A 23,470-nucleotide genomic window follows, 5' to 3' on the forward strand; every position below is an offset into this window, starting at 1 on the left:
TCCTGCACACCTGCAAGCCCGGCGAAGGCAACCAGCTACACCATTGCCGTCGCAGCAGATGCGATTGACGGTGCATGCCCCGTTCCACGATCGTCAATGTCGGTATAGCATCGCCCCGTTTTGATACCTAAGGCCCGCAGGAGGGCAACATGAGCAACGGTAATGGTGTGTCGGTCGTGACCGACGCCGTCGAGAACGTCAAAGAAGCCGCCACCAACGTCGGCGAGACCATCGCCCACGCCGCCGAAGACGCCGTGAAGTCGGTCAAGAAGACCGTCAAGCGCGCCACCAAGGCTGCCGGTACCCGCGTTGCCAAGGCCAAGAAGGCTGTGGCCAAGGTCGAGAAGACCGTTGCCAAGAAGGCCGAGAAGGCTGCCAAGTCGGTCGGCAAGACCGTTGCCAAGGCGAAGAAGAAGCTGGAAACGGCCAAGAAGAATGCCAAGGCCGAAGCCGCTGCCCTGAAGAAGGAAGTGGCCAAGAAGAAGGCCGCTGCCGGCAAGGCCGTGACCAAGAAGGCCGCCGCTGCCAAGAAGACCACCAAGGCTGCCGGCAAGAAGGTCGCCACCGTGAAGAAGGCTGCCACCAAGAAGGCCGCCGTCGCCAAGAAGACCGTTGCCAAGAAGGCCGCGGCCGCCAAGAAGGTGGTCGGCAAGAAGGTCGCCACCGCCAAGAAGGCCGTGGCCAAGAAGACCGTTGCCGCCAAGAAGGTCGCCGGCAAGAAGACCGTGGCTGCGAAGAAGGTTGTCGGCAAGAAGGTTGCCGCCACCAAGAAGGTCGCCACCAAGAAGACCGCCGCTGCCAAGAAGGTTGTTGGCAAGAAGGTTGCCGCCACCAAGAAGGTTGCCACCAAGAAGACCGCTGCTGCCAAGAAGGTCGTGGGCAAGAAGGTCGCCGCCACCCGCAAGGCTGTCGCCAAGAAGGCTGCACCGCTGAAGAAGGTTGCTGCCAAGAAGGCTCCGGCCAAGAAGGCTGCCGCCAAGAAGGCCCCGGCCAAGGCCGTGCGCAAGGTCGCCAAGCGCAAGTAATCGCGCTGTGACCGAAGGCCCTGCCGCCCAACGGGTGGTGGGGCCTTTCGCATTTGTGGGACATGGCCTGGGGCAAGATGCAGGTTCTTCCGGCCGGAGCCCCGAGCATGCGCGGTATCGATTTCAGTTCCTGGCAGGGCGTGCTGTCCACCCTGGCCGGCCTGGTGCTGATCACCCTGCTGGGCGTGGGCATCCGCCTGCTGGTGATGCAGACCCTGCAGCAGCGCCGTGAGCGCGAGAACCGGCAGATCAACGAGCGCCTGCGCACCCTGATGGCGGCCTACAAGACCCTGGGCGGCTCCTTCACCGGCGAACTGGGGGTGGATCCTGCCCATCGCCGCGACCTGCGCCAGCGCGAAGAGGCCGAAGGCATCGCCGAACCGCGTTCGGATCGCGCGCGTCGTATCCGCGATGCGGTTGAAGCGGCGCTGTCGGACATCCTGCTGCTGGGCACCGACGAGCAGGTGCGGCTGGCGGCGCGTGCCGCCAATGAACTGGCACAGGGGCGGCCGGTACACACCCACGAACTGGTGATCTCGCTGCGCGATTTCGTGCGCGAAGCGCTGGACCTGGCGCCGATTCCGGCCGATCTGCAGATTCCACCGCAGGGCCCGACCCGGCCCGGCAGCAGCGGCGGCGGCGGCGGCAGCAAGGGCCGTAGCGAGGGCGATGCCAAGGGTGGCCGCGCCGGTGGCGGAGCGGGGGCGGGATGGGCGGTGGGATGGGCGCCGGCATGGGCCTGGGTGCCGGCGCCGCATTGGGCGCCGGCCATGGGTCTGCCAGCGACGAGGCGGACGCGCGCTGAGCGCGTCGCGCCGGCTCAGCCTTTCAGTTCGTAGATCGGCACGAAGCCGCCGTAGATCATCCGCGCGCCGTCGAACGGCATCGGGTTCTTGGCCGGATCCATCCGCGGGTCTTCCATCATTCTGGCCATGCCGGCGTCGCGGGTGGGCTTGTCCGGCCATTCGATCCAGGAGAACACCACCGTTTCCTCTGGCGTGGCCTTCACCGCGCCGAAGAAGTCGGTGGTCTTGCCGTGTGGCACGTCATCGCCCCAGCACTCGACCACGCGCAGCGCGCCGAACTCGACGAAGATCGGATTGCCCGCGCGCGCGTGGGCGAGGAACTTCTCCTTGTTGGCGGTGGGGACCGCCAGTACGAAACCATCGATGTAGCTCATTGCCTGCCTCCGCAGTGGACCGTGCCGCATGCACGGCCTTCAAGTAACCGACGAACCAGAGCGGGCTGGATCGACAACGGTTGAAAGGTGAGGGAAAGCTGCAGGGAGAATGCACGCGCGCCGCGCGCGTATGCCAGAAACAGCCTGAATCAAGCCAAAAATTCAGCAATGCGAAGACCGCTGTTTTCAGGGAGCGTTGGGGCGAATAACGGAGAATTTACATTCCCGATGCGATGGCGCCCTGGCGCTGCTGCACACCATAAGAAAGTAAAGGTGTACCCCCATGAAGAATTCGCTGATTGCTCTGGCCCTGGCCGCTGCCCTGCCGTTTACCGCCTCGGCTGCTGAGAACCTGTCCTACAACTACGCCGAAGCCAACTACGCCAAGACCGACAACGATGCGTTCAAGTCCGACGGCTGGGGCGTGAAGGGTTCTTACGGCTTCCTGCCGAATTTCCACGCCTTCGGTGAATACAGCCGCCAGGAAATCGACCACACCAACATCAAGCGCGACCAGTGGAAGGTCGGTGCCGGCTACAACGTCGAGATCGCCCCGTCGACCGACTTCATTGCCCGCGTTGCCTACCAGAAGCTGGACCAGAAGCATGGCCTGGACTTCAACGGCTACAGCGCTGAAGCCGGTATCCGCACCGCCTTCGGCGCCCACGCCGAGGTCTATGGCCTGGTCGGCTACGAAGACTACTCCAAGAAGCACGGCATCAATCCGGAAGGCCAGTGGTACGGCCGCCTGGGTGGCCAGGTCAAGCTGAACCAGAACTGGGGCCTGAACGGCGAGCTGAAGATGAACCGCGACGGCGACAAGGAATACACCGTCGGCCCGCGCTTCAGCTGGTAATTGCCTCCTCGGCGCGCCTGCGCGCTGACGATGCCTCGACAGGCCCGGCAAATGCCGGGCCTGTTGCGTTGTGACGAACCGAAATGGCGCCTGACCACCGGCAGGGTGCCATTGCTGCGTTGCAATGAATTGGATTCCGCTGGCGGCGGCATCGACCTACGGTGACTGTCCCGTGCTGCTGGACATGCCGCGATGCCACCCGCCTTTCCGCCTGTGCTTCCCGATCGACCACGACGCCTGGCGTTGCTGGATCCGCATCCGGTACTGCGGTTGGGTGTGGAAGTGCTGTTGCGCCAGCACGCCAGCGTGCAGGTGCGGCTGAGCCTGTCCAGCGAACGCCATCTGCTGCACCTGCTTGAGCGCAGCCCGACCTGCGTGGATCTGCTGTTGATCGACGCGCTGCCGATGGGCGACCAGGGTGACGGCCTGGCCTTGCTGCGGCTGCTGTCGCAGCGATGGCCGTCATTGCCGGTGCTGGTGCTGTCGGCGCACTGCAACGCCAGCACGGTGAACTCCGCGCTGCGCGCGGGCGCACGCGGGTTCCTGTCCAAATCAACGCCGCCGCATGTCCTGCTGCGCGCCATCGAGGTGGTGGCGCGTGGGGGCGCTTCGTGCCGCCGGAGCTGCGTACCGCACTGCACCTGCCGCGGATCCGCAGGTTGCCTACACCCGCACTGCCGCCCCTGAGCCGGCGCGAGCGCGAGGTACTCGGCCTGGTGCTGAAGGGCATGACGACCAGCGAAATGGCGCTGCGCGCCGGGCGCTCGGCCAGCACGATCAGCTCGCAGAAGACCTCGGCCTACCGCAAGCTCGGCATCCGTGGCGATGGCGACCTGTTCCGCTTCCGCCATCTGCTCGACTGTGGATGAGCCGGCTTACCCGCCCTGGTACTGCTTTTCTTCCACCAGCGCCGAACCCGCCACGCGGTTGATCTCGTTCTTTACCTGGATGCGCTCGCCATTGGTGCCGTACACGCCGCGCGCCAGCTGGATGAACGCATCGTCGAACACCTGGGCCGCTTCCTTGTCGCGCAGCTGGTCCTGGATGTCCCACATGCGCTCGTTGATCGCCTTCAGCTGCTGCTTCAAGGCGGTCAATGCCGGTTGCGCCTGCAGCTGCTGCTGCAGCAGAGGCAGCAGACCGGCCAGCTCGGTGCGCACGTTGGCCAGCTTGGCGGCATCGTCGATGCGCTCGGCCTTGATCTCGAGAATGGTGATCTTGTCGATCAGCTCGCCGATCGATACCGGGGTCAGGATGGCGTCCACGCGGTTGGTTCCTGGAAACGAGGCGCCATGATACCGCGCCGGCAAGCGCAGGCCCGGATCAGTGGGATTTACGCCGAATTTGCGCCGCTGGCCGGGCAACCCCTCGATCCGTTACGGCCTTGCCTTCGACACTGCCGTCCCGGCGGCGTGGCCGCTTTCGACGAGGAAACAAGTGCAGTGAACAGCAAGGGGATGATGGCGGCGGCCGTGGCCGCGCTGGCAGGTCTGCTGGGTATCGGCAGCGCGCAGGCACAGGTGCAGGTAAGCGGCAGTGCGGCGCTGACCAGTGACTACGTGTGGCGCGGCAGCTCGCAGAGCGATGGCGACCCGGCGGTACAGGCCGGCGCGAAGGTTTCGATCCCGTCGGGCTGGTACGCCAGTGTGTGGGGTTCCAACGTGTCGTTCGAACCGGACAATGGCGCACGCAGCGAGTTCGATCTGGTGGCGGGTTGGTCCGGCGCACTGGCACCGGACTGGACACTGGATGCCAACCTGACCCGCTACCTGTACCCGGGTACCGGACGCGCGCTGGACTGGACCGAGCTCAACACTACGCTGACCTGGAAACAGCGCGCCTGGTTGCAGCTGGCGCATTCCAACGATGCACTGGCCGGCGGCCATCGCGGTACCTATGCACAGCTGGGCGTACGCGTGCCGCTGCACGAGCGCTTCCGCCTGGAAGCGGCGGTTGGCCAGTACTGGCTGGCCAACGCGCAGGGGCCGGATTACCTGCATGGCCAGCTCAGCGCGATCGCCACGCTGACGCCGGCCTGGGAACTGCGTGCCACCGTGCACGACACCGACAGCGCCGCCAAACGCCTGTTCCCGGGCAATGCTGGGGGACGCTGGGAACTGGCGCTGCAGGGCAGCTTCTAGTCGGCAGCCGTGGCCTGGCGCGCACGCAGCGCGCCGGGCAACCACAGCAGCAGCGCCAGCACGGCCACGGCTGCACCGGCCACGCAGATGCCGGTCCAGCCGTAGCGCTGGTAGACCTGCGCCGACAGCAGCGAGCCCAGCGAGCCGCCGATGAAGTAGCCGGTCATGTAACCGGCGTTGAGCCGGTTGCGCGCGGCCGGCTGCAAGGCGTAGATCAGGTTCTGGTTGCTGACGTGCAGCAGCTGCGCGGCCAGGTCCAGCACCACCACGCCCACCAGCAGCGCCAGCAGCGAATGGGTGGACAGCCCCAGCGGCAGCCACGACACCAGCAGCAGCACCAGCGCGATGGCCGTGGCGCGCCCGCTCTGGCCGCGGTCGGACATGCGCCCGGCCAGTCCGGCGGCCAGCGTGCCAGCGGCACCGACCAGACCGAACAGGCCGATGGTGGCATCGCTGTAGGCATACGGCGGCTGCGCCAGCAGGAAGGCCAGCGGGGTCCAGAAGATCGCGAACATGGCGAAACTGCACGCCCCCAGCAGGGTGCGCTGGCGCAGCACCGGTTCCTGCACGAACAGCACGCCGATCGAGCGCAGCAGGGCGAAATAGCCCAAGCCTGCGCTGTGGTGGAAGCGTGGCAGGCCGCGCTGCAGGGCCAGCGCGGTCAGTACCAGGGTGGCCGCAGCGATGGCATAGACCAGCCGCCAGTCGCCCAGGCTCGAGAGCAGGCCGGCCACGGTGCGCGCCAGCAGGATGCCCAGCAGCAGCCCGCTCATCAGCGTGCCGACCACGCGGCCGCGGTGCTCCGGTGCGGCCAGGGTGGCGGCGAATGGCACCAGCACCTGCGCCACCACCGAGAACAGGCCGGTGATCGCGGTGCCCACCAGCAGCCAGGTCAGCGACGGCGCACAGGCACTGATCACCAGGCCGCCGGCCGACAGCAGGCTCATCACTACGATCAGGCGGCGGCGCTCGAACAGGTCACCCAGCGGCACCAGCAGGATCAGCCCGGCGGCATAGCTCAACTGCGCAGCGGTGACCACCATGCCGGCCTGGCCAAACGGCACGCCGAAGGCATCGGCGATGGTATGCAGCAGGGGCTGCGCATAGTAGTTGCTGGCCACGGCCACGCCGGTGGCCACCGACATCAGCAGCACCTGCCAGCGGTGCAGAGGGGGAAGGGGCAGGCTCACGCGGTGTTCCAGTGGGTGGGGCGCACAGTGTCCGCTTGCTGCAGTCATGATGGAAATGAATCATCATCATCCCTGCCATCTGAAAACAAGATACAAGCGTGAACCTCAAGCAGCTCGAGTTCGCCGTCGCCCTGGCCGAGGAAGGCAACTTCACCCGTGCCGCCGAACGCTGCCATGTCGTGCAGTCCGCGCTCAGCCACCAGATCGCTGCGCTGGAGAAGGAACTGGGTGCCACGCTGTTCGAGCGCCTGCCGCGCCTGGTCCGCGCTACCGCCGCAGGGGAGGCGCTGCTGGTGCACGCGCGCCAGGTGCTGGCCAGCCTGCGTCACCTGCGTGCCGATGTGGCGGCGGTCAGTGGTGAAGTGCGTGGCCTGCTGGCCATCGGGCAGATTTCCTCACTCACCGGCATCGACGTGGTGGCAATGCTGGCTGCCTTCCAGCAGGTGCACCCGCAGGTGGAATTCCAGTTGCGGGTGGACAAGAGCGAAGACCTGATCGCACAGGTGCAATCGCGCGCGCTGGACGTGGCGCTGGTCGGGCTGGCGCCCTCGGCGGCGCTGGAGGGGGTCTGTCACCAGACGCTGCAGGAGGAAGACCTGGTGGCGGTGCTGTCCCCGTCGCACCGCCTGGCGCGGCGCAGGCGGCTGCCATTGACCGCGCTGCAGGATGAGGCACTGGTCGATTTTCCGCGCGGCACCGGTGCGCGCCGACAGACCGATGACGCCTTCGCTGCCGCCAGCCTGCCGCACACGGTGCGCTTCGAGGTCAACCTGATGGAACTGGTCGAGCGCTTCGTCCGCCATGGGCTGGCGGTGGGCATCGTGCCGGCGCCGATCGCCGACGGCTTCCAGGGCGTGGTGCAGATTCCGCTGCAGCCCACCCCGACCCGCCGCGTGCATCTGGTCTGGCAGCGGCTGCCGACACCGGCGGCACGGGCCTTCGTCGAGGCCGTGCTCAGCCGCGCAGGCGCAGGCTCAGGCCCTTGAGGAAATTGCGCAGCATCTGGTCCAGGCAGCGCCGGTAGTTGACGTGGCCGGGCTGGCGGAACAGCGCACCGACTTCCGATTTGGAGACATTGAAACCGGCGCTGGCGAAGATCTCCATCAGGTCCACATCGCGCAGCTGGAACGCCACCCGAAGCTTCTTCAGCACCAGGTTGTTGTCGATGCGGGTTTCCACCGCACGCTGCGGCTGGCTCTCGTCGCGGCCGCGCAGGTGCACGATGAGCCCATCGAGGAAGTGCGCCAGCGCACTGTCGTTCATCGCCTCGAAACCGGCTTCATCCTCGCGGCGCAGCCAGGCCTTCACCTGTTCGGCATCCACGGCGAAGGCCGGGTCGGCCATCTGGCACAGGGTCACCACGTGCTGGTCGCCCAGGTCCAGGGAGTAGCGCACGCTGCGCAGGACATCGTTGTTGATCATGGCCCATTGTACCGGCCCCCTGCAGCTGGGGTCAGATCCCTGTTCGGAGCAGAGGGTCCGACCCCGGATCTGGCCGATCCGGCAACACAGGCGCCGGCCGACGGTGCCAGAATGGGGGCCTGGTTTTCGCCCTGGAGTTGCTTGATGACCCGCACCGTCCTGATTACCGGCGCCACCTCCGGCTTCGGCGCCGCCGCCGTCCACCGCTTCGCCCAGGCGGGCTGGAAGGTGATCGCCACCGGCCGCCGCAGCGAGCGCCTGCAGCCATTGGTCGACCGTTATGGCAAGGATGTGGTGCACGCCGCCGCCTTCGACATCCGCGATGCGGTGGCGATGGAAGCAGCACTGCTGGCGCTGCCACCGGCCTTCGGCGAGATCGATCTGCTGGTCAACAATGCCGGGCTGGCGCAGGGCACCGCGCCGGCGCAGGGCGCCAAGCTGTCGGACTGGACCACCATGATCGACACCAACATCACCGCGCTGGTGACGCTGACCCATCGCCTGCTGCCGCAGCTGGTGGAGCGCAGGGGCGCGATCATCAACATCTCCTCGGTGGCCGGCGTCTATCCGTACCCGGGTGGCAATGCCTACGGTGGCACCAAGGCGTTCGTCAGCCAGTTCTCGCTGGGCCTGCGTTCGGACCTGCACGGCACCGGCGTACGCGTGACCACGATCGAGCCGGGCATGGCCGAAACCGAGTTCACCGTGGTGCGCACCCATGGCGACCAGAACGCCTCGGACAAGCTGTACAGCGGTGCCAACCCGATGACCGCCGAGGACATCGCCGAGCAGATCTTCTGGGTGGCCACGCTGCCGCCGCACCTGAACATCAATCGCCTGGAACTGATGCCGGTCAGCCAGTCGTTCGCCGGTTTCCAGGTGGCCCGCGAAGGCTGACCTGTCGTGCCATCGCGGGTGGGGCGTCCTGTAGCGTTGAGCTTGCTCGACGGGCGCTGCGAACGGCAGTCGAGCAAGCTCGACTCTACGAAACAAAAAAGCCGGGCAATGCCCGGCTTTCTTCATTCACACCCGCAGACTCACTGCGCCTTGATCGCCATGGCCTGCAGCCCGGTGCCATCCAGCTTCTGCTTGGCTTCGGACAGCTCGCCGGCCGTGCCATAGGGCCCCATGCGCACGCGGTATACGGTCTTGCCGTTGATCTGTGCCGATTCCACGCGTGCTGCAAGACCCATCATCGCCAGCTTGGCCTTGGTCGCTTCGGCATCGCCGGAGGCACCGAATGCGCCGGCCTGCAGGATGTAGCGCGCATTGTCGGCGGCCGCCGGTGCGGCAGCGGCCGCGGGCGTCGCCGATGCGGCAGGTGCGGTTTCCGCGCGCGGCGCCGGGGTGGTGGCCGCCGTGCTGGTCGACGCCGGTGCGGTGCTGGCCGACGGCGTTGCCGCGGCCGGGCGCTCGCTCAGCGGTGCCGGCAGCGGGCGGTTGGTCGCGGTCACCGGTGCGGTGCTGGCGACGCTGGCCGTTGCCGTCGGTGCGGGAGTGGACGTGCTGGCCGGCGGCACCGGCTTGCCTTCCAGCGCAGCCTGCGCCCGCGACGCTTCGGCCTTGGCCCGGCGCTGCTCTTCGGCACGCGCGCTGGCGGCCAGTTCGGCGTCGGACATCTCCACTTCCTTGCCCGGCAGCAGGGTGTAGAAGTCGTACTGGGTGGCGGCCGGCTTTTCCGCTTCGGCGGGCTTGGCCGTGGCCGGCTGCGCGGTCGGCTGGCTGCCGACATCGCTGTCGGCATCGGCGACCGGGGCCGGTTGCGCGTTCGGGTTCGGCTGCGGACCAGCGCGCAGGAAACCATCGCCTTCGCCCTTGAACAGGTTCGGCGCCGCCAGGAACACCACAGCGGCGATCGCCACACCGGCCACCAGCCACACCCATCCGGGTGTGCCCTGGCTGCCGCTGTTGCGTCGTGCCTGGCTTTTGCCGCGTCGTGCTGCCATGTGTACTGCGTCTCCTGATGCTTACATTTTTTCCGGGGCGCTGACGCCCAGGAGTTCGAGGCCGTTGGCCAGCACCTGGCGTGCTGCGCAGGCCAGGGTCAGCTTGGCATTGCGCTCAACACTGTCGTCCACCAGCACTGGCGTCCCGTGATACCACGTGTGGAACGCATGCGCCAATTCACGCAGGTACTGCGCCACCAGGTGCGGCTCCAGCGCCACGCCGGCCGCTTCCACCACTTCCGGGTACCGCGAGATCTCGTTCATCAGCGCCAGCGAGGCGTCGTCGCCCAGACGTGCGAGGTTGGCCAGGCCGTTGCCCTGTTCGTACACCAGGCCCTTCTCCTGCGCCTGGCGCAACAGGCTGCACACGCGCGCGTGCGCGTACTGCACGTAGAACACCGGGTTGTCGTTGCTCTGCTGGCGGGCCAGATCGATGTCGAAGGTCAGCTGCGAATCGGGCTTGCGCGCGATCAGGAACCAGCGGGTCGCATCGCGGCCGGCTTCGTCGATCAGGTCGCGCAGGGTGAAGTAGCTGCCGGCACGCTTGGACAGCTTCACTTCTTCGCCGCCGCGCATGACGGTGACCATCTGGTGCAGCACGTACTCCGGCCAGCCCTGCGGGATGCCCACTTCCATGGCCTGCAGGCCGGCGCGCACGCGTGCCAGCGAGCCGTGGTGGTCGGCGCCCAGTTCGGTGATCGCGCGCTCGTAGCCGCGCTGCCACTTGGACAGGTGGTAGGCCACGTCCGGCACGAAGTAGGTGAAGGTGCCGTCGGACTTGCGCATCACGCGGTCCTTGTCGTCACCGAAGTCGGTGCTGCGCAGCCACAGCGCGCCGCCCTCTTCATAGGTGTGGCCCGAAGCCTGCAGCTTGGCCACCGCCTCGGCGACCTTGCCGTCGGCATACAGCGAGCTTTCCAGGAAGTAGATGTCAAAGTCGACACCAAACGCAGCCAGGTCCAGGTTCTGCTCGTTGCGCAGGTAGGCCACGGCGAAGCGGCGGATCGCCTGCATGTCGTCCGGATCCTTGGCGCCGACCACCAGGGTGCCTTCCAGGTCGACGCTGGCGCCGGCCAGGTAGGCACGGGCGACGTCGGCGATGTACTCACCGCGGTAGCCGCCTTCCGGCCAGCCGTCCTGGTCCGGTGCGATGCCCTTGATGCGCGCCTGCACCGACAGCGCCAGATTCTCGATCTGCACGCCGGCGTCGTTGTAGTAGAACTCGCGCTTGGCGTTCCAGCCGTTGGCATCGAGCACCCGTGCCACGCAGTCGCCGATCGCGGCGGCGCGGCCGTGGCCGACGTGCAGCGGACCGGTCGGGTTGGCCGACACATACTCCACACCGACCGTGCGGCCATTGCCGGACAGGTTGCGGCCGTAGTCATGGCCTTCCTTGATGACCGAAGCGGCTTCGCGCTGGTAGGCGGCCGGGGCCAGGTGGAAATTGATGAAGCCAGGGCCAGCGATCTCGACCTTGCTGACGTCCTCGCTGCGCGGCAGCGCCTCGACCAGCGCCTGGGCCAGCGCGCGCGGATTGCTGCGCGCGGCCTTGGCCAGCAGCATTGCGGCATTGGTGGCGAAGTCGCCGTGATCGCGGGTCTTCGGGCGCTCGACCACGAAGTCCGGCGGCAGGGAGTCGGCGGGCAAGGTGCCATTGGCGCGCAAGGCTTCGATGCCTTGGCTGATCAGGGCGCGGAGGAGATTTTTCACGAGGCCTGCTGTGAGAATGAGCGGCGGAATCGCCCATTTTAGCGCAGATATCCGCAGCCACGCTGAGCCCCGCCTGCCTGGCGGGGGCGGAGCCCGGCAGCCGGCCCCGCTCAGCCGAACAGGCGCGGTTGTGGCTGGGCCAGCAGCCCTCGTTCAGCAAACGAAACAGGCCGCCCCTCACCCACCACGAAGTGGTCCAGCAGGCGCACGTCCACCAGCGCCAGCGCCCGCTGCAGCTCGTCGGTGATGCGGGTGTCGGCACTGGAGGGTTCCGGGTCGCCGGAGGGGTGGTTGTGGCTGAGGATCACCGCCGCAGCGTTGTGCAGCAGGGCCCGTCGTACCACTTCGCGCGGGTACACCGGGGCCGCGTTGATGGTGCCCTGGAACAGTTCCTCGCAGGCGATCAGGCGGTGCCGGTTGTCCAGGAACAGCACCATGAAGATCTCCCGGGCCTGGCCGCGCAGCCGGTGTTGCAGGTAGCGGCCGACCGCGACCGGGTTGTTGCCGACGGGCTCGCCCTGCTGCAGTTCGGCGGCCAGGTAGCGGTGCGCCAGCTCCAGACCAGCTGCCAGCGTGCAGCTGCGCGCCGGGCCCAGACCGGGCAGCCGCGCCAGGTCGCGGGCCGGGCGGTCAAGCAGCTGCCGCAACGGGCCATGCGCGGCGAGCAGATCGCGCGCGGTGTGCACGGCATCGCGGCCGCCGAACCCGGAGCCGAGGAACAGTGCCAGCAATTCAGCATCGGACAGCAGGGCAGCGCCGTGCGCGAGCAGTTTCTCGCGGGGACGTTCCTGTTCGGGCCACTCGTGGATGGGCATATGTTGATCATCGCCGGGCTGGTCGCGGCTTTCCATCGGCGCACCCCGCGCGCGCGGGTCGGCCAATGCCTCAATCGCGCCGGCGCTGCAGATAGGCGAACAGTTCCTGGTTGGTCTGCAGGCCCAGCTTGCGCTTGGCTTCGGCCTTCTGCCGGCTGATCGTCTTCGGGCTGCGGCCGCAATGGGCCGCAATGGCATTGACCTTCAGGCCGGCCGCCAGCAGGTCCAGCACTTCCTGCTCGCGCGCCGACAGCGCCGACGGTTCACGCGCGAACATCAGGTCGCGTGCTTCAAGGTGGTGGCGCAGTTGTGGCGAAACGAAGACCTGGCCGGCCATCGCCGCGTTCAGCGCCTGCGGCAGCTGGCCGAAATCGGCGCATTTGTCGACCAGGCCACCCACGCCATCGCGCAGCAGGCCATCAAGTAGGCCCGGGTGGCGGGCGCCGGTCAGCACCACCACCGGCAGCGCCGGGTGGCGCGCCTGCAGTTCACCGATCAGCTCGGGGCCATCAGGGCCGGTGCCGGGCATGGACAGGTCGGTCAGCACGGCGTCGCACGCTTCGCGCTCCACCAGATGCAGCAGCCCGGCGCCGTCACGTGCGGCGCCGACCACGTCCATCAGATGGGTCTGCAGCACGATGCGGATACCGTGCAGGACGACGGGGTGGTCGTCGGCGATGATGATGCGCGGTTGCACGTGGGATCCTCGGAAGGCGAAGCGGCGCACCAGCGGTGGCCAACCACGATTCTGCAAAGGTGGTCGGCCTACAGGTATAGGAAAGTTCCGAATCGCACGGTTCCGGATGCAGAAATTGGCGTAGTGCAAGTTCCATCTGCTGATAGCTGCCGGCTATGTGCGCCCTGCACCGGGACATTACCGGCCATCGGGTAAGCTAGCGCCCTCGTTTGCACAGGAAATCCAGGTGGCTGACTCCCCCAACGCTTCCCCGGCGCCGGCCCGCGCGCTGGAAGGCCAGAAACTGCTGTTGTGCGTCGGAGGCGGGATCGCGGCCTACAAGGCCCTGGAGCTGGTACGGCGGCTGCGCGACGCCGGCGCCCAGGTACAAGTGGCGATGACCGCCGGTGCCCAGCAGTTCGTCACCCCGCTCAGCTTCCAGGCCCTGTCCGGGCAGCCGACCCGCACCACGCTGTGGGACAGCGCGGCCGAACAGGCCATGGGCCATATCGAACTGGCGCGCTGGGCCGACCGTATCGTGGTCGCCCCGGGTACCGCCGATCTGCTCGCGCGGCTGGCCCAGGGCCATGCCGATGACCTGGTCAGCACGCTGTGCCTGGCCAGCACCGCGCCGCTGACGATCTGCCCGGCGATGAACCATCGCATGTGGCTGCATCCGGCCACCCAGGCCAACATCACCCTGCTGCGCCAGCGCGGCGCGCAGGTGATCGGTCCGGTCGATGGCCCGCTGGCCGAAGGTGAATCCGGTCCCGGCCGTCTGGCCGAACCGGGCGACATCGTGGCCGCGCTGGCCGCCAATAGCAGCGGTGCCACCCCGTTTCCGCGCCGGAAACCCGCGCGCTGCAGGGCCTGCGCCTGCTGATCAGCGCCGGCCCGACCTACGAAGATCTCGACCCGGTGCGCTACGTCGGCAACCGCAGCAGCGGCAAGATGGGGTTCGCCCTGGCCGCCGCGGCCGCGGCGATGGGCGCACAGGTGGTGCTGGTCAGTGGCCCGGTGCAACTGCCCACGCCGCCCGGCGTGCAGCGCATCGATGTGCGCTCGGCCGCGCAGATGCGCGATGCCGTGCTGCAGTCGCTGCCGGCCGACATCTACATCGGTGCAGCGGCGGTATCGGACTACACGCCGCGCCAGGTGGCCGCGCAGAAGCTGAAGAAGACTGCCGACAGCCAGTCGCTGGTGATTGAACTGGTGCGCACCCCGGACATCCTGGCCGAGGTCGCCGCGCAGACCCAGTCGCTGAAACTGGTGGTGGGCTTTGCCGCCGAGACCCACGATGTGGAGAAATATGCTCGTGGCAAGCTGGTCGACAAGCGCCTGGACCTGGTGATCGCCAACCAGGTCGGCATCAGTGGCGGCGGTTTCGAAAGCGACAACAATGCCGCCACGGCCTTCTGGCAGGACGGCGAACAGAACTTCCCGGCCACCTCCAAGCGCGAGCTGGCCGAACAACTGCTGGCGCTGATCGCGCGGAGGCTTCAGGCATGACCCAGGCGGTATCCACACCGGCATTTTCCCCGCAGCCGTTGCAGGTCAAGCTGCTCGACCCGCGTTTCGGCGACAGCTGGCCGTTGCCGGCCTACGCCACCGAAGCCAGCGCCGGCATGGACCTGCGTGCGGCGCTGGACACCGCGCTGACCCTGCAGCCCGGCGACACCGCGCTGGTGCCCAGTGGCCTGGCCATCCATATTGCCGATCCGAACCTGTGCGCGGTCATCCTGCCGCGTTCCGGGCTGGGCCACCGCCACGGCATCGTGCTCGGCAACGGCACCGGCCTGATCGACGCCGATTACCAGGGGCCGCTGCTGATCAGCGTGTGGAACCGTGGCCGCGAAGCCTTCACCATCGAGCCGGGTGATCGCATCGCCCAGCTGGTGGTCGTGCCGATTGCCCGCGTCAGCCTGCAGGTGGTGGATACTTTCACCGACAGCGTGCGGGGCACGGGTGGATTCGGCCATACCGGGGTGCGTTGACAGGGGACATCGATGAGCGGCATCGGGGAAGGACAGCGGGGACGGTCATTGGGGCGCAGTGCTCCCCTTCTGGGGGTGTTGCTGGTCCTGCTGGCAGGCTGGTTCGGTTGGAGCGCGGTGCAGCAATGGCGCCAGGAGGCCAACGGCCAGGCGCTGGAACAGGCGCGTGACCAGGCCGTGCAGGGGCTGCAGCAGGCCGCCGCCGGCCAGGTGCAGCAGCTGCAGCAGCACCTGAACAACGATCGCGTGCAGCAGGCGCTGCAGGCCGGTGACGCGGCCGCTGCCGCCCTGGCCCTGCGCGAGAGCTGGACCGGCGTGGAACAGGTGGAGGTGCTGACCTCCGAGCTGGCGACCGCCTATGCCGATCCGGCGGCCTTCGGTTATGCCCGCCTGGCCCTGCTGGAAGCCGCGCTGGCCGAAGGCAAGCCCGGCGTACGGGTGGTCCGCGACGGCGGTGGCAACCGGCTGGGTCTGGCCGCGCCGGTACAGCTGGGTAACCTCGGCCCGGCCGTGGTGTATGTGCGCCAGCCGCTGCTGCGGCTGACCTCGGCGCTGGACCAGGTGAGTGCGCCGTCCAGCGGTTTCCTTGGCCTGCGCCAGGGTGTGCGCGACCTGGTCAGCCAGGGCAATGCCAGCCTGGCCGAAGGTGCCGAAGCACTGGCGCGTCCCATTCCGGGAACGCCGCTGCGGCTGGCCGCGTCGGTGCCCAGCGTCGAGGCCGGGCCGTTGGGCCTGGGCGCGCTGGCCAGCGCCATCGTTGCCCTGTTGCTGGCGTTCATCGCCGTGCTGCTGGTGGTGGGGCGTCATCGCTTGCCGGCGTCGCTGCCGCTGCCGCGCCGTGCTTCGGCGGTCGAGGCCGACCTGGGCCCGACCCTGAGCGAAAGCCTGCAGCAGTCCCCACCGCCGGTGGCCAGCGCGGCCAACCGTGATGCCACCCTCCGCCGCCACCGCCGGTACCGGCCGAAGAGCTGGCGGCGGGGATCTTCCGTGCCTACGACATCCGCGGCGTGACCGGCAGCGAACTGACGCCGAAGACCGCCGCGCTGATCGGCCAGGCCATCGGCACCGTGGCGCTGGAACAGGGGCTGCGCGAGGTGGTGATCGGCCGTGATGGCCGCCTGTCCGGCCCGGAGCTGGCGGCGGGCCTGGCCGAAGGCCTGCGCCGCGCCGGTTGTGCGGTGATCGACATCGGCCTGGCGCCGACGCCGGTGGTGTACTACGCCGCCTTCCACCTGCGTACCGGCACCTGCGTGGCCGTGACCGGCAGCCACAACCCGCCCGAGTACAACGGCTTCAAGATTGTCATCGGCGGCGAGACGCTGTCCGGCGATGCCATCACCGATCTCTACGCGCGCATCGTCGAGGGCCGCCTGGTGCAGGCCACCGAACCGGGTGACTACCAGCAGCGCGACGTCAGCGCCGACTACATCCAGCGCATTGCCGATGACGTGCAGCTGGATCGCCCGTTGAAGGTCGTGGCCGATGCCGGCAACGGTGTGGCCGGTGCATTTGCGCCGCAGCTGCTGGAGGCGATCGGTGCCGAAGTCATTCCGCTGTACTGCGATGTCGACGGCACCTTCCCCAACCATCACCCCGACCCGAGCGAACCGGCCAACCTGGAAGACCTGGTGCAGACGGTCAAGCGCTTCGGTGCCGACCTCGGCGTGGCCTTCGATGGCGACGGCGACCGCTTGGGCGTGGTCACCGGCGAAGGCAGGATCATCTATGCCGACCGCCTGCTGATGCTGTTCGCCGCCGATGTGCTGATGCGCAACCCGGGCGCGATGGTGATCTACGACGTGAAGTGCACCGGCAAGCTGTCCGACCACGTGCTGCGCAATGGTGGCAGCCCGTTGATGTGGAAGACCGGGCATTCGCTGATGAAGGCGAAGATGCGCGAGACCGATGCCGAGTTGGCCGGCGAGATGAGCGGCCACTTCTTCTTCAAGGAACGCTGGTTCGGCTTCGACGATGGCCTGTACGCCGCTGCACGCCTGCTGGAGATCCTGGCCCAGCGCGAGGAAACGCCGGACGAAGTGCTGGGCGAACTGCCGGAAATGGTCGCCACGCCGGAACTGAAGGTGCCGGTGGCCGACGGGACACCGCACGCGCTGGTGGCGATGCTGGTGGCGGCGGCGCAGTCGCCGGACAACCCGTATGTGGGCGGTCGCCTGTCGACCATCGACGGCCTGCGCGTGGACTTCGCCGATGGCTGGGGCCTGGTGCGTGCCTCCAACACCACGCCGGTGCTGGTGCTGCGCTTCGAAGGCAACGACGAGGCCGCACTGGAACGCATCCAGGCCCTGTTCCGCAGCCAGCTGCAGCCGGTGCTGGGCGACACCCCGCTGGGCTTCTGACCCGGGGCCGTGGGTGCCGACCGTTGGTCGGCACGCTTTCACCCCTTGAACCGCAATCCCACGCCGGGTTCGGTGAACAGGTAGCGCGAATCCAGTGCCGAATCGCCCAGCTTGTGCCGCAGCTTGCCGACCAGGATGCGCAGGTAGTGGGTGTCATGCTGGTGGGTCGGGCCCCAGATTTCCTGCAGGATCTGCGGCTGGGTCACCACCCGCCCGGCATTGCGCAGCAGCAGCGACAGCAGTGCGTATTCCTTGCGGGTCAGTGCCACCGGCTCGCCATCGAGCGCCACTTCGCGGCGCACCAGGTCCACGTGCAGGTGGCCATCGTCGAACACCGGTGGCGTGCCGTCGGTCGGCACGCTGCGCGTGCGCAGCAGTGCCCGCACCCTTGCCATCAGTTCCTGGGTACCGAACGGCTTGGTCACATAGTCGTTCGCGCCGTTGTCCAGCGCCCGCACCTTTTCCGTTTCACCGGCACGCACGGTCAGCATGATCACCGGCACCTGGCTCCACTGCCGCAGCTGCTCCAGTACCTCATGGCCTTCCATGTCCGGCAGGCCGATGTCCAGGATCACCAGGTCCATGTCTTCGCTGGCCGCCATCTGCAGTCCCTGCTGGCCATTCTCGGCCTGGCGTACCTGGTAGCCCTGCGCGCGCAGGCTGATGTCCAGGAACCGGCGGATCTGGGTTTCATCATCGATCACCAGCACGCGCGGGGCCGGCGCGCTGGCATCAGTCGGAGTCGGGCTCATCGTGGGACGCTGGCTTGAGCAGGGGAGGGTGATGCGGATCAGGGTACCGCGACCATCGCGTCCTGGCAGCGCCTGCACGCTGCCACCATGCGCGCCGATCATGCCCTGGCAGATGGTCAGTCCCAGGCCGGTGCCGTGGCGGCCGCGGTCACCACGCTCGACGCTGTAGAACATGTCGAAGATGCGTGCGCGCTCGTCGTCGGGAATGCCGGGCCCGGCATCGATCACGTCGATGCGCAGCTGACCATCCAGCTCGCGCGCCTGCACCTGCACGGCGGCGTCGGGCGGGGAGAACTTGGCGGCGTTCTCCATCACGTTGAACACCGCCTGTTCGACCAGTGCCGGGTGCACCCAGATCGGCGCCAGTGTGGACGGAATGTCCAGTTCCAGCCGCACCTTCGGCTGGTAGCGCTGCAGGCGCCGCGCCGCCGAGCCGATCAGCTCGTCCACGCCGATCCAGTCGCGGTTGATCTTCAGCCCTTCATGGCCGAGCCGGGTCATGTCCAGCAGGTTCTGGATGTAGCGGTCCAGTCGTTCGCCTTCGACCAGGATGGTGTCCAGCAGGGCACGGCGGTCGGCGCTGTCCATCGCCCCGCCATAGCTGGCCAGGCTGTCGGCCGAACCGATCATCGCCGCCAGCGGCGAGCGCAGATCGTGCGATACCGAAGAGAGCAGGGCCGAGCGCAGGCGCTCGGTCTCGTTGCTCACGTGCGCCTGCTCCAGTTCGGCCACCAGACGGGTGCGCAGCGCGGCCTGGGCGATGTCGTCGACCATCGCCTCGGCCAGCTGGCGCTGCTCGGGCAACAGGCGTGCCTGGGCACCGGGCAGGTACAGTCCGGCCACGCCGATCGCGCGGTCCTCGCCATCCAGCAGCGGCAGGAACCACCACTGCGCGCCGGCCAGGGTATCGGTGAAGCGGCCGCTGGGCTGGCCGTGGCGCAGGGCCCAATCGGCGGCCGCCAGATCGGTGTCGCCTGGCTGGCTGCGGCCGCCGGTGGCGGTGTCGGCCCCGATCCGCAGCCACGCCGGCACGTCCATGGCCTGTTCCAGCGCGTGCCGCCCGGCTTGCGCCACCTCGCCATTGCCGGCCGCGCTGGCCAGCTGGCGGCCCAGCTGCTGGCGCGCGCGGGCGTGGCGGTTGGCCGCACGCAGCGCGATCACCTGCATGCGCAGGCGTGATGCCAGGCGTCCGGCTACCAGTGCCGCAGCCAGGAACAGGAACACGGTGATCACGCCCTGGCGCGCACCGATGGCGAAGGTGAAGCGCGGCGCGATGAACAGGAAGTTGTAGGCGAGGAAGCACAGGATCGCGGCCATCACCGCCACGCTGGCGCGCGTGCGTGCGGCGACCAGCACCACCGCCACGATGAACACCATCGACAGGTCGGCCATGCCCACCCAGCGCTCGGCCAGCCACGCCACGGCACAGGCCAGGGCGGTGGCGATCAGCGCCTGCACCGGCTCGTAGCTGATGCCGCGCCCCGGCGGCAACAGGCCTTCGCGTCGCGATCGCGCGCGCGCCTGCGGGGTGCTGATGATGGTGATTTCGTAGTGCGCGCCGCGCTGGATCAGCTGCTGGGTCAGCGTGCGGTTGAACATCCGTGCCAGCGGCCGTTCGCGGGTACGGCCCAGCACCAGGGTGGATACGCCGTTGTGCGCGGCATGGTCGAGCAGGGCATCGGCGATGCTGGAACCATGCAGCAGCTCGGCGTCACCGCCCAGCCGCCGCGCCAGCGCGAAGGCCGCATCGATCTCGCGCCGGGTCGCCTCGTCCTGGCGGCGGCTCTGCACGGTCACCACCGTCCACGGTGCGTCGCGGCGTTCGGCGATGCGCCGCGCCACCCGCACCAGGTACTCGCTCTGGCCACCTCCATCGATGGCCACCAGCACGCCACGCCGCAGCGGCAGGTTGCCTTCGCCGCGTGCGGCACGGGTCTCGCGCAGGCTGCTGTCAACGCGGTCGGCGGCCTCCTGCATCGCCAGCTCGCGCAGTGCGGTCAAGTTGGCCGGCGAGAAGAACGCCTGCAGCGCCTGCGCGGCCTGCTCGGGCACGTACACCTTGCCCTGCTGCAGGCGCGCGATCAGCTCGCGGGGCGGCAGGTCGACCAGCACGATGTCATGCAGGCGATCGAGCACGCCGTCAGGCACCGTCTCGCTGACCCGCACGCCGGTGATGCGCATCACCACATCGTTGAGGCTTTCCAGATGCTGGATGTTGACCGTCGTCCAGACGTCGATGCCGGCGTCCAGCAGTTCCATCACATCCTGCCAACGTCGCTCGTGGCGGCTGCCCGGCGCATTGCGGTGCGCCAGCTCGTCCACCAGCACCAGCGCAGGACGCCGTGCAAGCACGGCGTCAAGATCCATCTCCTGCAGGGCGTGGCCGTGGTAGGCCACGTCCTTCAGCGGCAGCTGCGGCAGGCCCTCCAGCAGCGCCTGGGTATCGGCGCGGCCGTGGGTTTCCACCAGCCCGACCACCAGGTCGACACCGCGGCGCAGCTGTTCCTGCGCGCGGGTCAGCATGGTGTAGGTCTTGCCCACGCCCGGCGCCGCGCCGAGGAACACGGTCAGCTTGCCACCGGCTTCGCGTTGCAGGCCTTCCACCAGGGCATCGGCCTGGCGGGTACGCACATCAGTCATGGGTGCCGCTGTCATGCCGGCCATTGTGCGCGCAGCGGGTGCAGGCCGGCATCACGGCGCCTTGGCCGCGTGGTCCAGGGCAAAGTTCAGCGTCACCACGTTCACCCGCGGCTGGCCGAACAGGCCCCACTGGCGTCCTTCAGTATGTGCCTGCACCAGTGCCTGCACCCGTTCCACCGGCAGCCCACGGGCGCGCGCCACGCGGGCCACCTGCAGCTGGGCCGCGGCCGGCGACAACTGCGGGTCCAGGCCACCGCCGGACTGGGTGACCAGATCGGCCGGCACCTGCGCCGGCGCCACGCCTTCGCGTGCGGCCACGGCCGCCGTGCTGGCGGCCACGCGTTCGGCCAGCGCCGGGTTGCTGCGCGCCAGGTTGGAACCGGCCGCCGCCATCGGATCGTAGTTGGCCGCCGACGGCCGCGCCTGGAAATAGCCTTCGGCGGTGAACGGCTGCGCCAGCCATACCGAGCCACGCACCTGGCCGTTGCCATCGCGCAGCAGGCTGCCTTCGGCCTGGCCCGGGAAGGCAAGGCCGGCAAAGCCGGTGGCGATGCCGGCATAGACCGCACCGGCCAGCAGCAGCGTGGCCAGGCCCAGGCCAATCGCCGGGCGCCAGCTGGCACTGTCCTGCAGGCTGGCCACGCGGGCGTCGGCTTTCGGTTCGCGGGACAGGGAAGACGAAGTGGAAACAGAACGGTTCATGCGCCGAATACCAGGACAAGAAGGAGGTCGATCAGCTTGATCGCCGCGAACGGCAGCAGCACGCCGCCGAGGCCGTACACCAGCATGTTCCGGCGCAGCAGCGCCGTTGCGGTGGCCGGGCGGAAGCGCACGCCACGCAGGGCGAGCGGGATCAGCGCGGGAATCACCAGGGCATTGAAGATCAGCGCCGCCAGCACCGCGTTGCGCGGGCTGGACAGCTGCATCACGTTCAATGCGGCCATGGTCGGAACTGCGGCGGCAAACAGTGCCGGCAGGATCGCGAAGTACTTGGACACGTCGTTGGCCAGCGAGAACGTGGTCAGCGCGCCGCGGGTGATCAGCTGCTGCTTGCCCACTTCCACCACCGCCAACAGCTTGGCCGGGTCCGAATCCAGATCGACCATGTTGCCGGCTTCCTTCGCCGCCTGCGTTCCGGAGTTCATTGCCAGGCCGATGTCGGCCTGGGCCAGCGCCGGCGCATCGTTGGTGCCGTCACCGACCATCGCCACCAGGCGACCGCCGGCCTGTTCCTGGCGGATGCGCGCCAGCTTGTCTTCCGGGCGCGCCTCGGCGATGTAGTCGTCCACACCGGCCTCGGCGGCGATGGCGGCGGCGGTCAGCGGGTTGTCGCCGGTGATCATCACCGTGCGGATACCCATCGCCCGCAGCTGCGCGAATTTCTCGCGCATGCCGTGCTTGACCACGTCCGACAGCTCGATCACGCCCAGTACGTGGCGGCCCTCGGCGACCACCAGCGGGGTGGCGCCATTGCGTGCCACCTGCTCGACGCGTCCGCCGAGTTCAGCCGGCACGCTGCCGCCGAGCGCCTGCACGTGGTTGCGGATCGCGTCCAGCGCACCCTTGCGGATCTGCCGTCCGTGTTCCAGGTCGACACCGGACATGCGGGTCTGTGCACTGAAGGCCAGGTAGTCGGCATGCTCCGGCTCGGCGGTGGCGCAGCCCTGTTCGCGGGCCAGGCGCACGATCGACTTGCCTTCCGGGGTCGGGTCGGCCAGCGAGGACAGCAGTGCCGCTTCGCGCAGCTGGCTGGCGTCGATGCCGGCCAGCGGATGGAAGTGGCTGGCCTGGCGGTCGCCGTAGGTGATGGTGCCAGTCTTGTCCAGCAGCAGCACATCGACGTCGCCGGCCACTTCCACTGCCTTGCCCGACTTGGCCAGCACGTTGGCGGCCAGCGCACGGTTCATGCCGGCAATACCAATGGCCGGCAGCAGACCACCGATGGTGGTCGGGATCAGGCACACCAGCAGCGCGATCAGCAGCAGCGGATCGACCTGCACGCCAACTGCAGCGCCGATGGCCGGCAGCGTCGCCACCACCACCAGGAAGGTCAGCGTCATCGCCGCCAGCAGCAGGGTCAGCGCGATCTCGTTCGGGGTCTTCTGCCGGTTGGCACCTTCCACCAGCGCGATCATCCGGTCCAGGAAGCTGTGGCCCGGCTCGGCGGTCACCCGCACGATGATCTGGTCGGACAGCACCTTGGTGCCGCCGATCACGCCGGAACGGTCGGTGCCGGCCTCGCGCAGCACCGGTGCCGATTCACCGGTCACCGCCGCTTCGTTGATGGTGGCCAGGCCCTGCACGATCTCGCCATCGGCCGGCACCAGTTCTCCAGCGCTGACGATCACGTGGTCGCCCGGCCGCAGTTCGGCGGCCGGAACCTGGGTCTCGGCGGCATCCGGCTGCGGTGCCGCCAGCCGGCGTGCCACCAGATCCTGGCGGGCACGGCGCAACGAGGCGGCCTGGCCACGGCCGCGGGCTTCGGCCACGGCCTCGGCGAAGTTGCCGAACAGCACGGTCACCAGCAGGATCGCGGTCACCGCCAGGCCGAAGCCCAGCGGCGCATTGCCGGTCAGGGTGACGATCGCCGCCACGATCGTGCCGGCCATCACCACCGCCATCACCGGGCTGCGTACCAGGTGCATCGGCGACAGCTTGCGCACCGCCTCGATCAGCGCACGGCGCAGGCCGGCGGCATCGAGCAGGGCAGGGCGCGGCGCATGGGAACTACGGGTTGAACTTGCATGACTACTCATGGGGGTGTCC

At 68.4% G+C, this 23,470-nt stretch carries 17 protein-coding genes and 5 pseudogenes; 10 read left to right on the forward strand and 12 right to left on the reverse strand.

What is annotated here, in order from left to right; genetic code table 11:
• Positions 1 to 149 precede the first annotated feature (149 nt).
• A complete protein-coding gene (locus N4G47_RS21125) occupies positions 150 to 1,025 on the forward strand; it encodes a histone (protein ID WP_309336601.1) in 876 nt (291 codons plus the stop codon).
• 107 nt (positions 1,026 to 1,132) lie between these two features.
• Positions 1,133 to 1,830, forward strand: a pseudogene (locus N4G47_RS21130) (hypothetical protein).
• Positions 1,831 to 1,845: 15 nt separating this feature from the next.
• Here N4G47_RS21130 and N4G47_RS21135 read toward each other — a convergent pair.
• Positions 1,846 to 2,205 carry a DUF1428 domain-containing protein gene (locus N4G47_RS21135; protein WP_475289852.1) on the reverse strand — a complete coding sequence of 120 codons (360 nt, stop codon included), beginning with the start codon at positions 2,203 to 2,205 and terminating at the stop codon, positions 1,846 to 1,848.
• A gap of 283 nt (positions 2,206 to 2,488) precedes the next feature.
• Here N4G47_RS21135 and N4G47_RS21140 point away from each other — a divergent pair, with 283 nt between their 5' ends.
• Positions 2,489 to 3,061, forward strand: a complete 573-nt coding sequence (locus tag N4G47_RS21140; protein ID WP_107231529.1) for an OmpO family porin — start codon at positions 2,489 to 2,491, stop codon at positions 3,059 to 3,061.
• A gap of 192 nt (positions 3,062 to 3,253) precedes the next feature.
• A pseudogene (locus tag N4G47_RS21145) lies at positions 3,254 to 3,930 on the forward strand (response regulator).
• Positions 3,931 to 3,936: 6 nt separating this feature from the next.
• On the opposite strand, the gene N4G47_RS21150 reads toward N4G47_RS21145, so the two are convergent.
• Entirely contained in the window at positions 3,937 to 4,326 is a 390-nt protein-coding gene (locus N4G47_RS21150) for a DUF6165 family protein (RefSeq protein WP_475289853.1), read from the reverse strand.
• 177 nt (positions 4,327 to 4,503) lie between these two features.
• Between N4G47_RS21150 and N4G47_RS21155 the strand changes: the two genes are divergently transcribed.
• Positions 4,504 to 5,202 carry a TorF family putative porin gene (locus tag N4G47_RS21155; RefSeq protein WP_475289854.1) on the forward strand — a complete coding sequence of 233 codons (699 nt, stop codon included), beginning with the start codon at positions 4,504 to 4,506 and terminating at the stop codon, positions 5,200 to 5,202.
• On the opposite strand, the gene N4G47_RS21160 is transcribed toward N4G47_RS21155, so the two are convergent.
• Positions 5,199 to 6,347 (reverse strand): MFS transporter, encoded by a 1,149-nt coding sequence (locus tag N4G47_RS21160; protein ID WP_475289993.1) that lies wholly within the window; start codon positions 6,345 to 6,347, stop codon positions 5,199 to 5,201. The two genes, N4G47_RS21155 and N4G47_RS21160, sit on opposite strands and share 4 nt — an antisense overlap.
• 143 nt (positions 6,348 to 6,490) lie before the next feature.
• On the opposite strand from N4G47_RS21160, the gene N4G47_RS21165 reads away from it, so the two are divergent.
• Positions 6,491 to 7,378 carry a LysR family transcriptional regulator gene (locus tag N4G47_RS21165; protein WP_475289855.1) on the forward strand — a complete coding sequence of 296 codons (888 nt, stop codon included), beginning with the start codon at positions 6,491 to 6,493 and terminating at the stop codon, positions 7,376 to 7,378.
• Here N4G47_RS21165 and N4G47_RS21170 read toward each other — a convergent pair.
• Complete coding sequence (locus N4G47_RS21170; RefSeq protein ID WP_475289856.1) at positions 7,347 to 7,814, reverse strand: YehS family protein; 468 nt, start codon at positions 7,812 to 7,814, stop codon at positions 7,347 to 7,349. The two genes, N4G47_RS21165 and N4G47_RS21170, sit on opposite strands and share 32 nt — an antisense overlap.
• 144 nt (positions 7,815 to 7,958) lie before the next feature.
• Here N4G47_RS21170 and N4G47_RS21175 point away from each other — a divergent pair, with 144 nt between their 5' ends.
• The gene (locus N4G47_RS21175; RefSeq protein WP_107231536.1) at positions 7,959 to 8,711 is read left to right on the forward strand and encodes an SDR family NAD(P)-dependent oxidoreductase; all 753 of its coding nucleotides are present in this window, start codon (positions 7,959 to 7,961) and stop codon (positions 8,709 to 8,711) included.
• A gap of 140 nt (positions 8,712 to 8,851) precedes the next feature.
• Here the strand turns inward: N4G47_RS21175 and N4G47_RS21180 are convergent, their stop codons facing one another.
• From N4G47_RS21180 to N4G47_RS21195, 4 genes are all read right to left on the reverse strand, one after another.
• Positions 8,852 to 9,760 (reverse strand): SPOR domain-containing protein, encoded by a 909-nt coding sequence (locus N4G47_RS21180; protein ID WP_475289857.1) that lies wholly within the window; start codon positions 9,758 to 9,760, stop codon positions 8,852 to 8,854.
• 21 nt (positions 9,761 to 9,781) lie between these two features.
• Positions 9,782 to 11,470, reverse strand: coding sequence for an arginine--tRNA ligase (argS, locus tag N4G47_RS21185; protein WP_475289858.1), 1,689 nt, complete (start codon positions 11,468 to 11,470; stop codon positions 9,782 to 9,784).
• 110 nt (positions 11,471 to 11,580) lie between these two features.
• Positions 11,581 to 12,285, reverse strand: a complete 705-nt coding sequence (gene radC, locus N4G47_RS21190) for a RadC family protein (RefSeq protein ID WP_475289859.1) — start codon at positions 12,283 to 12,285, stop codon at positions 11,581 to 11,583.
• 70 nt (positions 12,286 to 12,355) lie between these two features.
• Positions 12,356 to 12,982: a response regulator gene (locus N4G47_RS21195; RefSeq protein ID WP_475289860.1), complete on the reverse strand. Its 627-nt coding sequence runs from the start codon at positions 12,980 to 12,982 to the stop codon at positions 12,356 to 12,358.
• A gap of 226 nt (positions 12,983 to 13,208) precedes the next feature.
• Here N4G47_RS21195 and coaBC point away from each other — a divergent pair.
• The 3 genes and pseudogenes from coaBC to N4G47_RS21210 all read left to right on the forward strand — a co-directional run bounded on the left by coaBC (position 13,209) and on the right by N4G47_RS21210 (position 17,312).
• Positions 13,209 to 14,470 (forward strand): annotated as a pseudogene (gene coaBC / locus N4G47_RS21200) (bifunctional phosphopantothenoylcysteine decarboxylase/phosphopantothenate--cysteine ligase CoaBC).
• Entirely contained in the window at positions 14,467 to 14,955 is a 489-nt protein-coding gene (gene dut / locus N4G47_RS21205) for a dUTP diphosphatase (RefSeq protein WP_475289861.1), read from the forward strand. Before coaBC ends, dut begins: the two are co-directional and overlap by 4 nt.
• Positions 14,956 to 14,967: 12 nt before the next feature.
• Positions 14,968 to 17,312 (forward strand): annotated as a pseudogene (locus N4G47_RS21210) (phosphomannomutase/phosphoglucomutase).
• Positions 17,313 to 17,350: 38 nt separating this feature from the next.
• Here the strand turns inward: N4G47_RS21210 and N4G47_RS21215 are convergent.
• The 4 genes and pseudogenes from N4G47_RS21215 to kdpB form a co-directional block, all read right to left on the reverse strand.
• Positions 17,351 to 18,064: a response regulator transcription factor gene (locus tag N4G47_RS21215; protein WP_107231543.1), complete on the reverse strand. Its 714-nt coding sequence runs from the start codon at positions 18,062 to 18,064 to the stop codon at positions 17,351 to 17,353.
• Positions 18,045 to 20,704: pseudogene (locus N4G47_RS21220) on the reverse strand (ATP-binding protein). The gene N4G47_RS21215 and the pseudogene N4G47_RS21220 overlap by 20 nt, the downstream one beginning before the upstream one ends.
• A 51-nt stretch (positions 20,705 to 20,755) precedes the next feature.
• Complete coding sequence (gene kdpC / locus N4G47_RS21225; RefSeq protein ID WP_475289862.1) at positions 20,756 to 21,406, reverse strand: potassium-transporting ATPase subunit KdpC; 651 nt, start codon at positions 21,404 to 21,406, stop codon at positions 20,756 to 20,758.
• Positions 21,403 to 23,460 (reverse strand): potassium-transporting ATPase subunit KdpB, encoded by a 2,058-nt coding sequence (kdpB, locus tag N4G47_RS21230; RefSeq protein ID WP_475289863.1) that lies wholly within the window; start codon positions 23,458 to 23,460, stop codon positions 21,403 to 21,405. Before kdpB ends, kdpC begins: the two co-directional genes overlap by 4 nt.
• Between the last annotated feature and the right edge of the window lie 10 nt (positions 23,461 to 23,470).

The organism is Stenotrophomonas sp. GSD10, from assembly GCF_056172695.1.

Excerpts from the sequence above, each read along its gene's own strand:
- N4G47_RS21125 (WP_309336601.1), top strand. The coding sequence starts at position 150 with ATGAGCAACGGTAATGGTGTGTCGGTCGTGACCGACGCCGTCGAGAAC.
- N4G47_RS21135 (WP_475289852.1), bottom strand. The coding sequence starts at position 2,205 with ATGAGCTACATCGATGGTTTCGTACTGGCGGTCCCCACCGCCAACAAG.
- N4G47_RS21140 (WP_107231529.1), top strand. The coding sequence starts at position 2,489 with ATGAAGAATTCGCTGATTGCTCTGGCCCTGGCCGCTGCCCTGCCGTTT.
- N4G47_RS21160 (WP_475289993.1), bottom strand. The coding sequence starts at position 6,347 with ATGTCGGTGGCCACCGGCGTGGCCGTGGCCAGCAACTACTATGCGCAG.
- N4G47_RS21170 (WP_475289856.1), bottom strand. The coding sequence starts at position 7,814 with ATGATCAACAACGATGTCCTGCGCAGCGTGCGCTACTCCCTGGACCTG.
- N4G47_RS21175 (WP_107231536.1), top strand. The coding sequence starts at position 7,959 with ATGACCCGCACCGTCCTGATTACCGGCGCCACCTCCGGCTTCGGCGCC.
- N4G47_RS21180 (WP_475289857.1), bottom strand. The coding sequence starts at position 9,760 with ATGGCAGCACGACGCGGCAAAAGCCAGGCACGACGCAACAGCGGCAGC.
- radC (WP_475289859.1), bottom strand. The coding sequence starts at position 12,285 with ATGCCCATCCACGAGTGGCCCGAACAGGAACGTCCCCGCGAGAAACTG.
- dut (WP_475289861.1), top strand. The coding sequence starts at position 14,467 with ATGACCCAGGCGGTATCCACACCGGCATTTTCCCCGCAGCCGTTGCAG.
- N4G47_RS21215 (WP_107231543.1), bottom strand. The coding sequence starts at position 18,064 with ATGAGCCCGACTCCGACTGATGCCAGCGCGCCGGCCCCGCGCGTGCTG.
- kdpC (WP_475289862.1), bottom strand. The coding sequence starts at position 21,406 with ATGAACCGTTCTGTTTCCACTTCGTCTTCCCTGTCCCGCGAACCGAAA.
- kdpB (WP_475289863.1), bottom strand. The coding sequence starts at position 23,460 with ATGAGTAGTCATGCAAGTTCAACCCGTAGTTCCCATGCGCCGCGCCCT.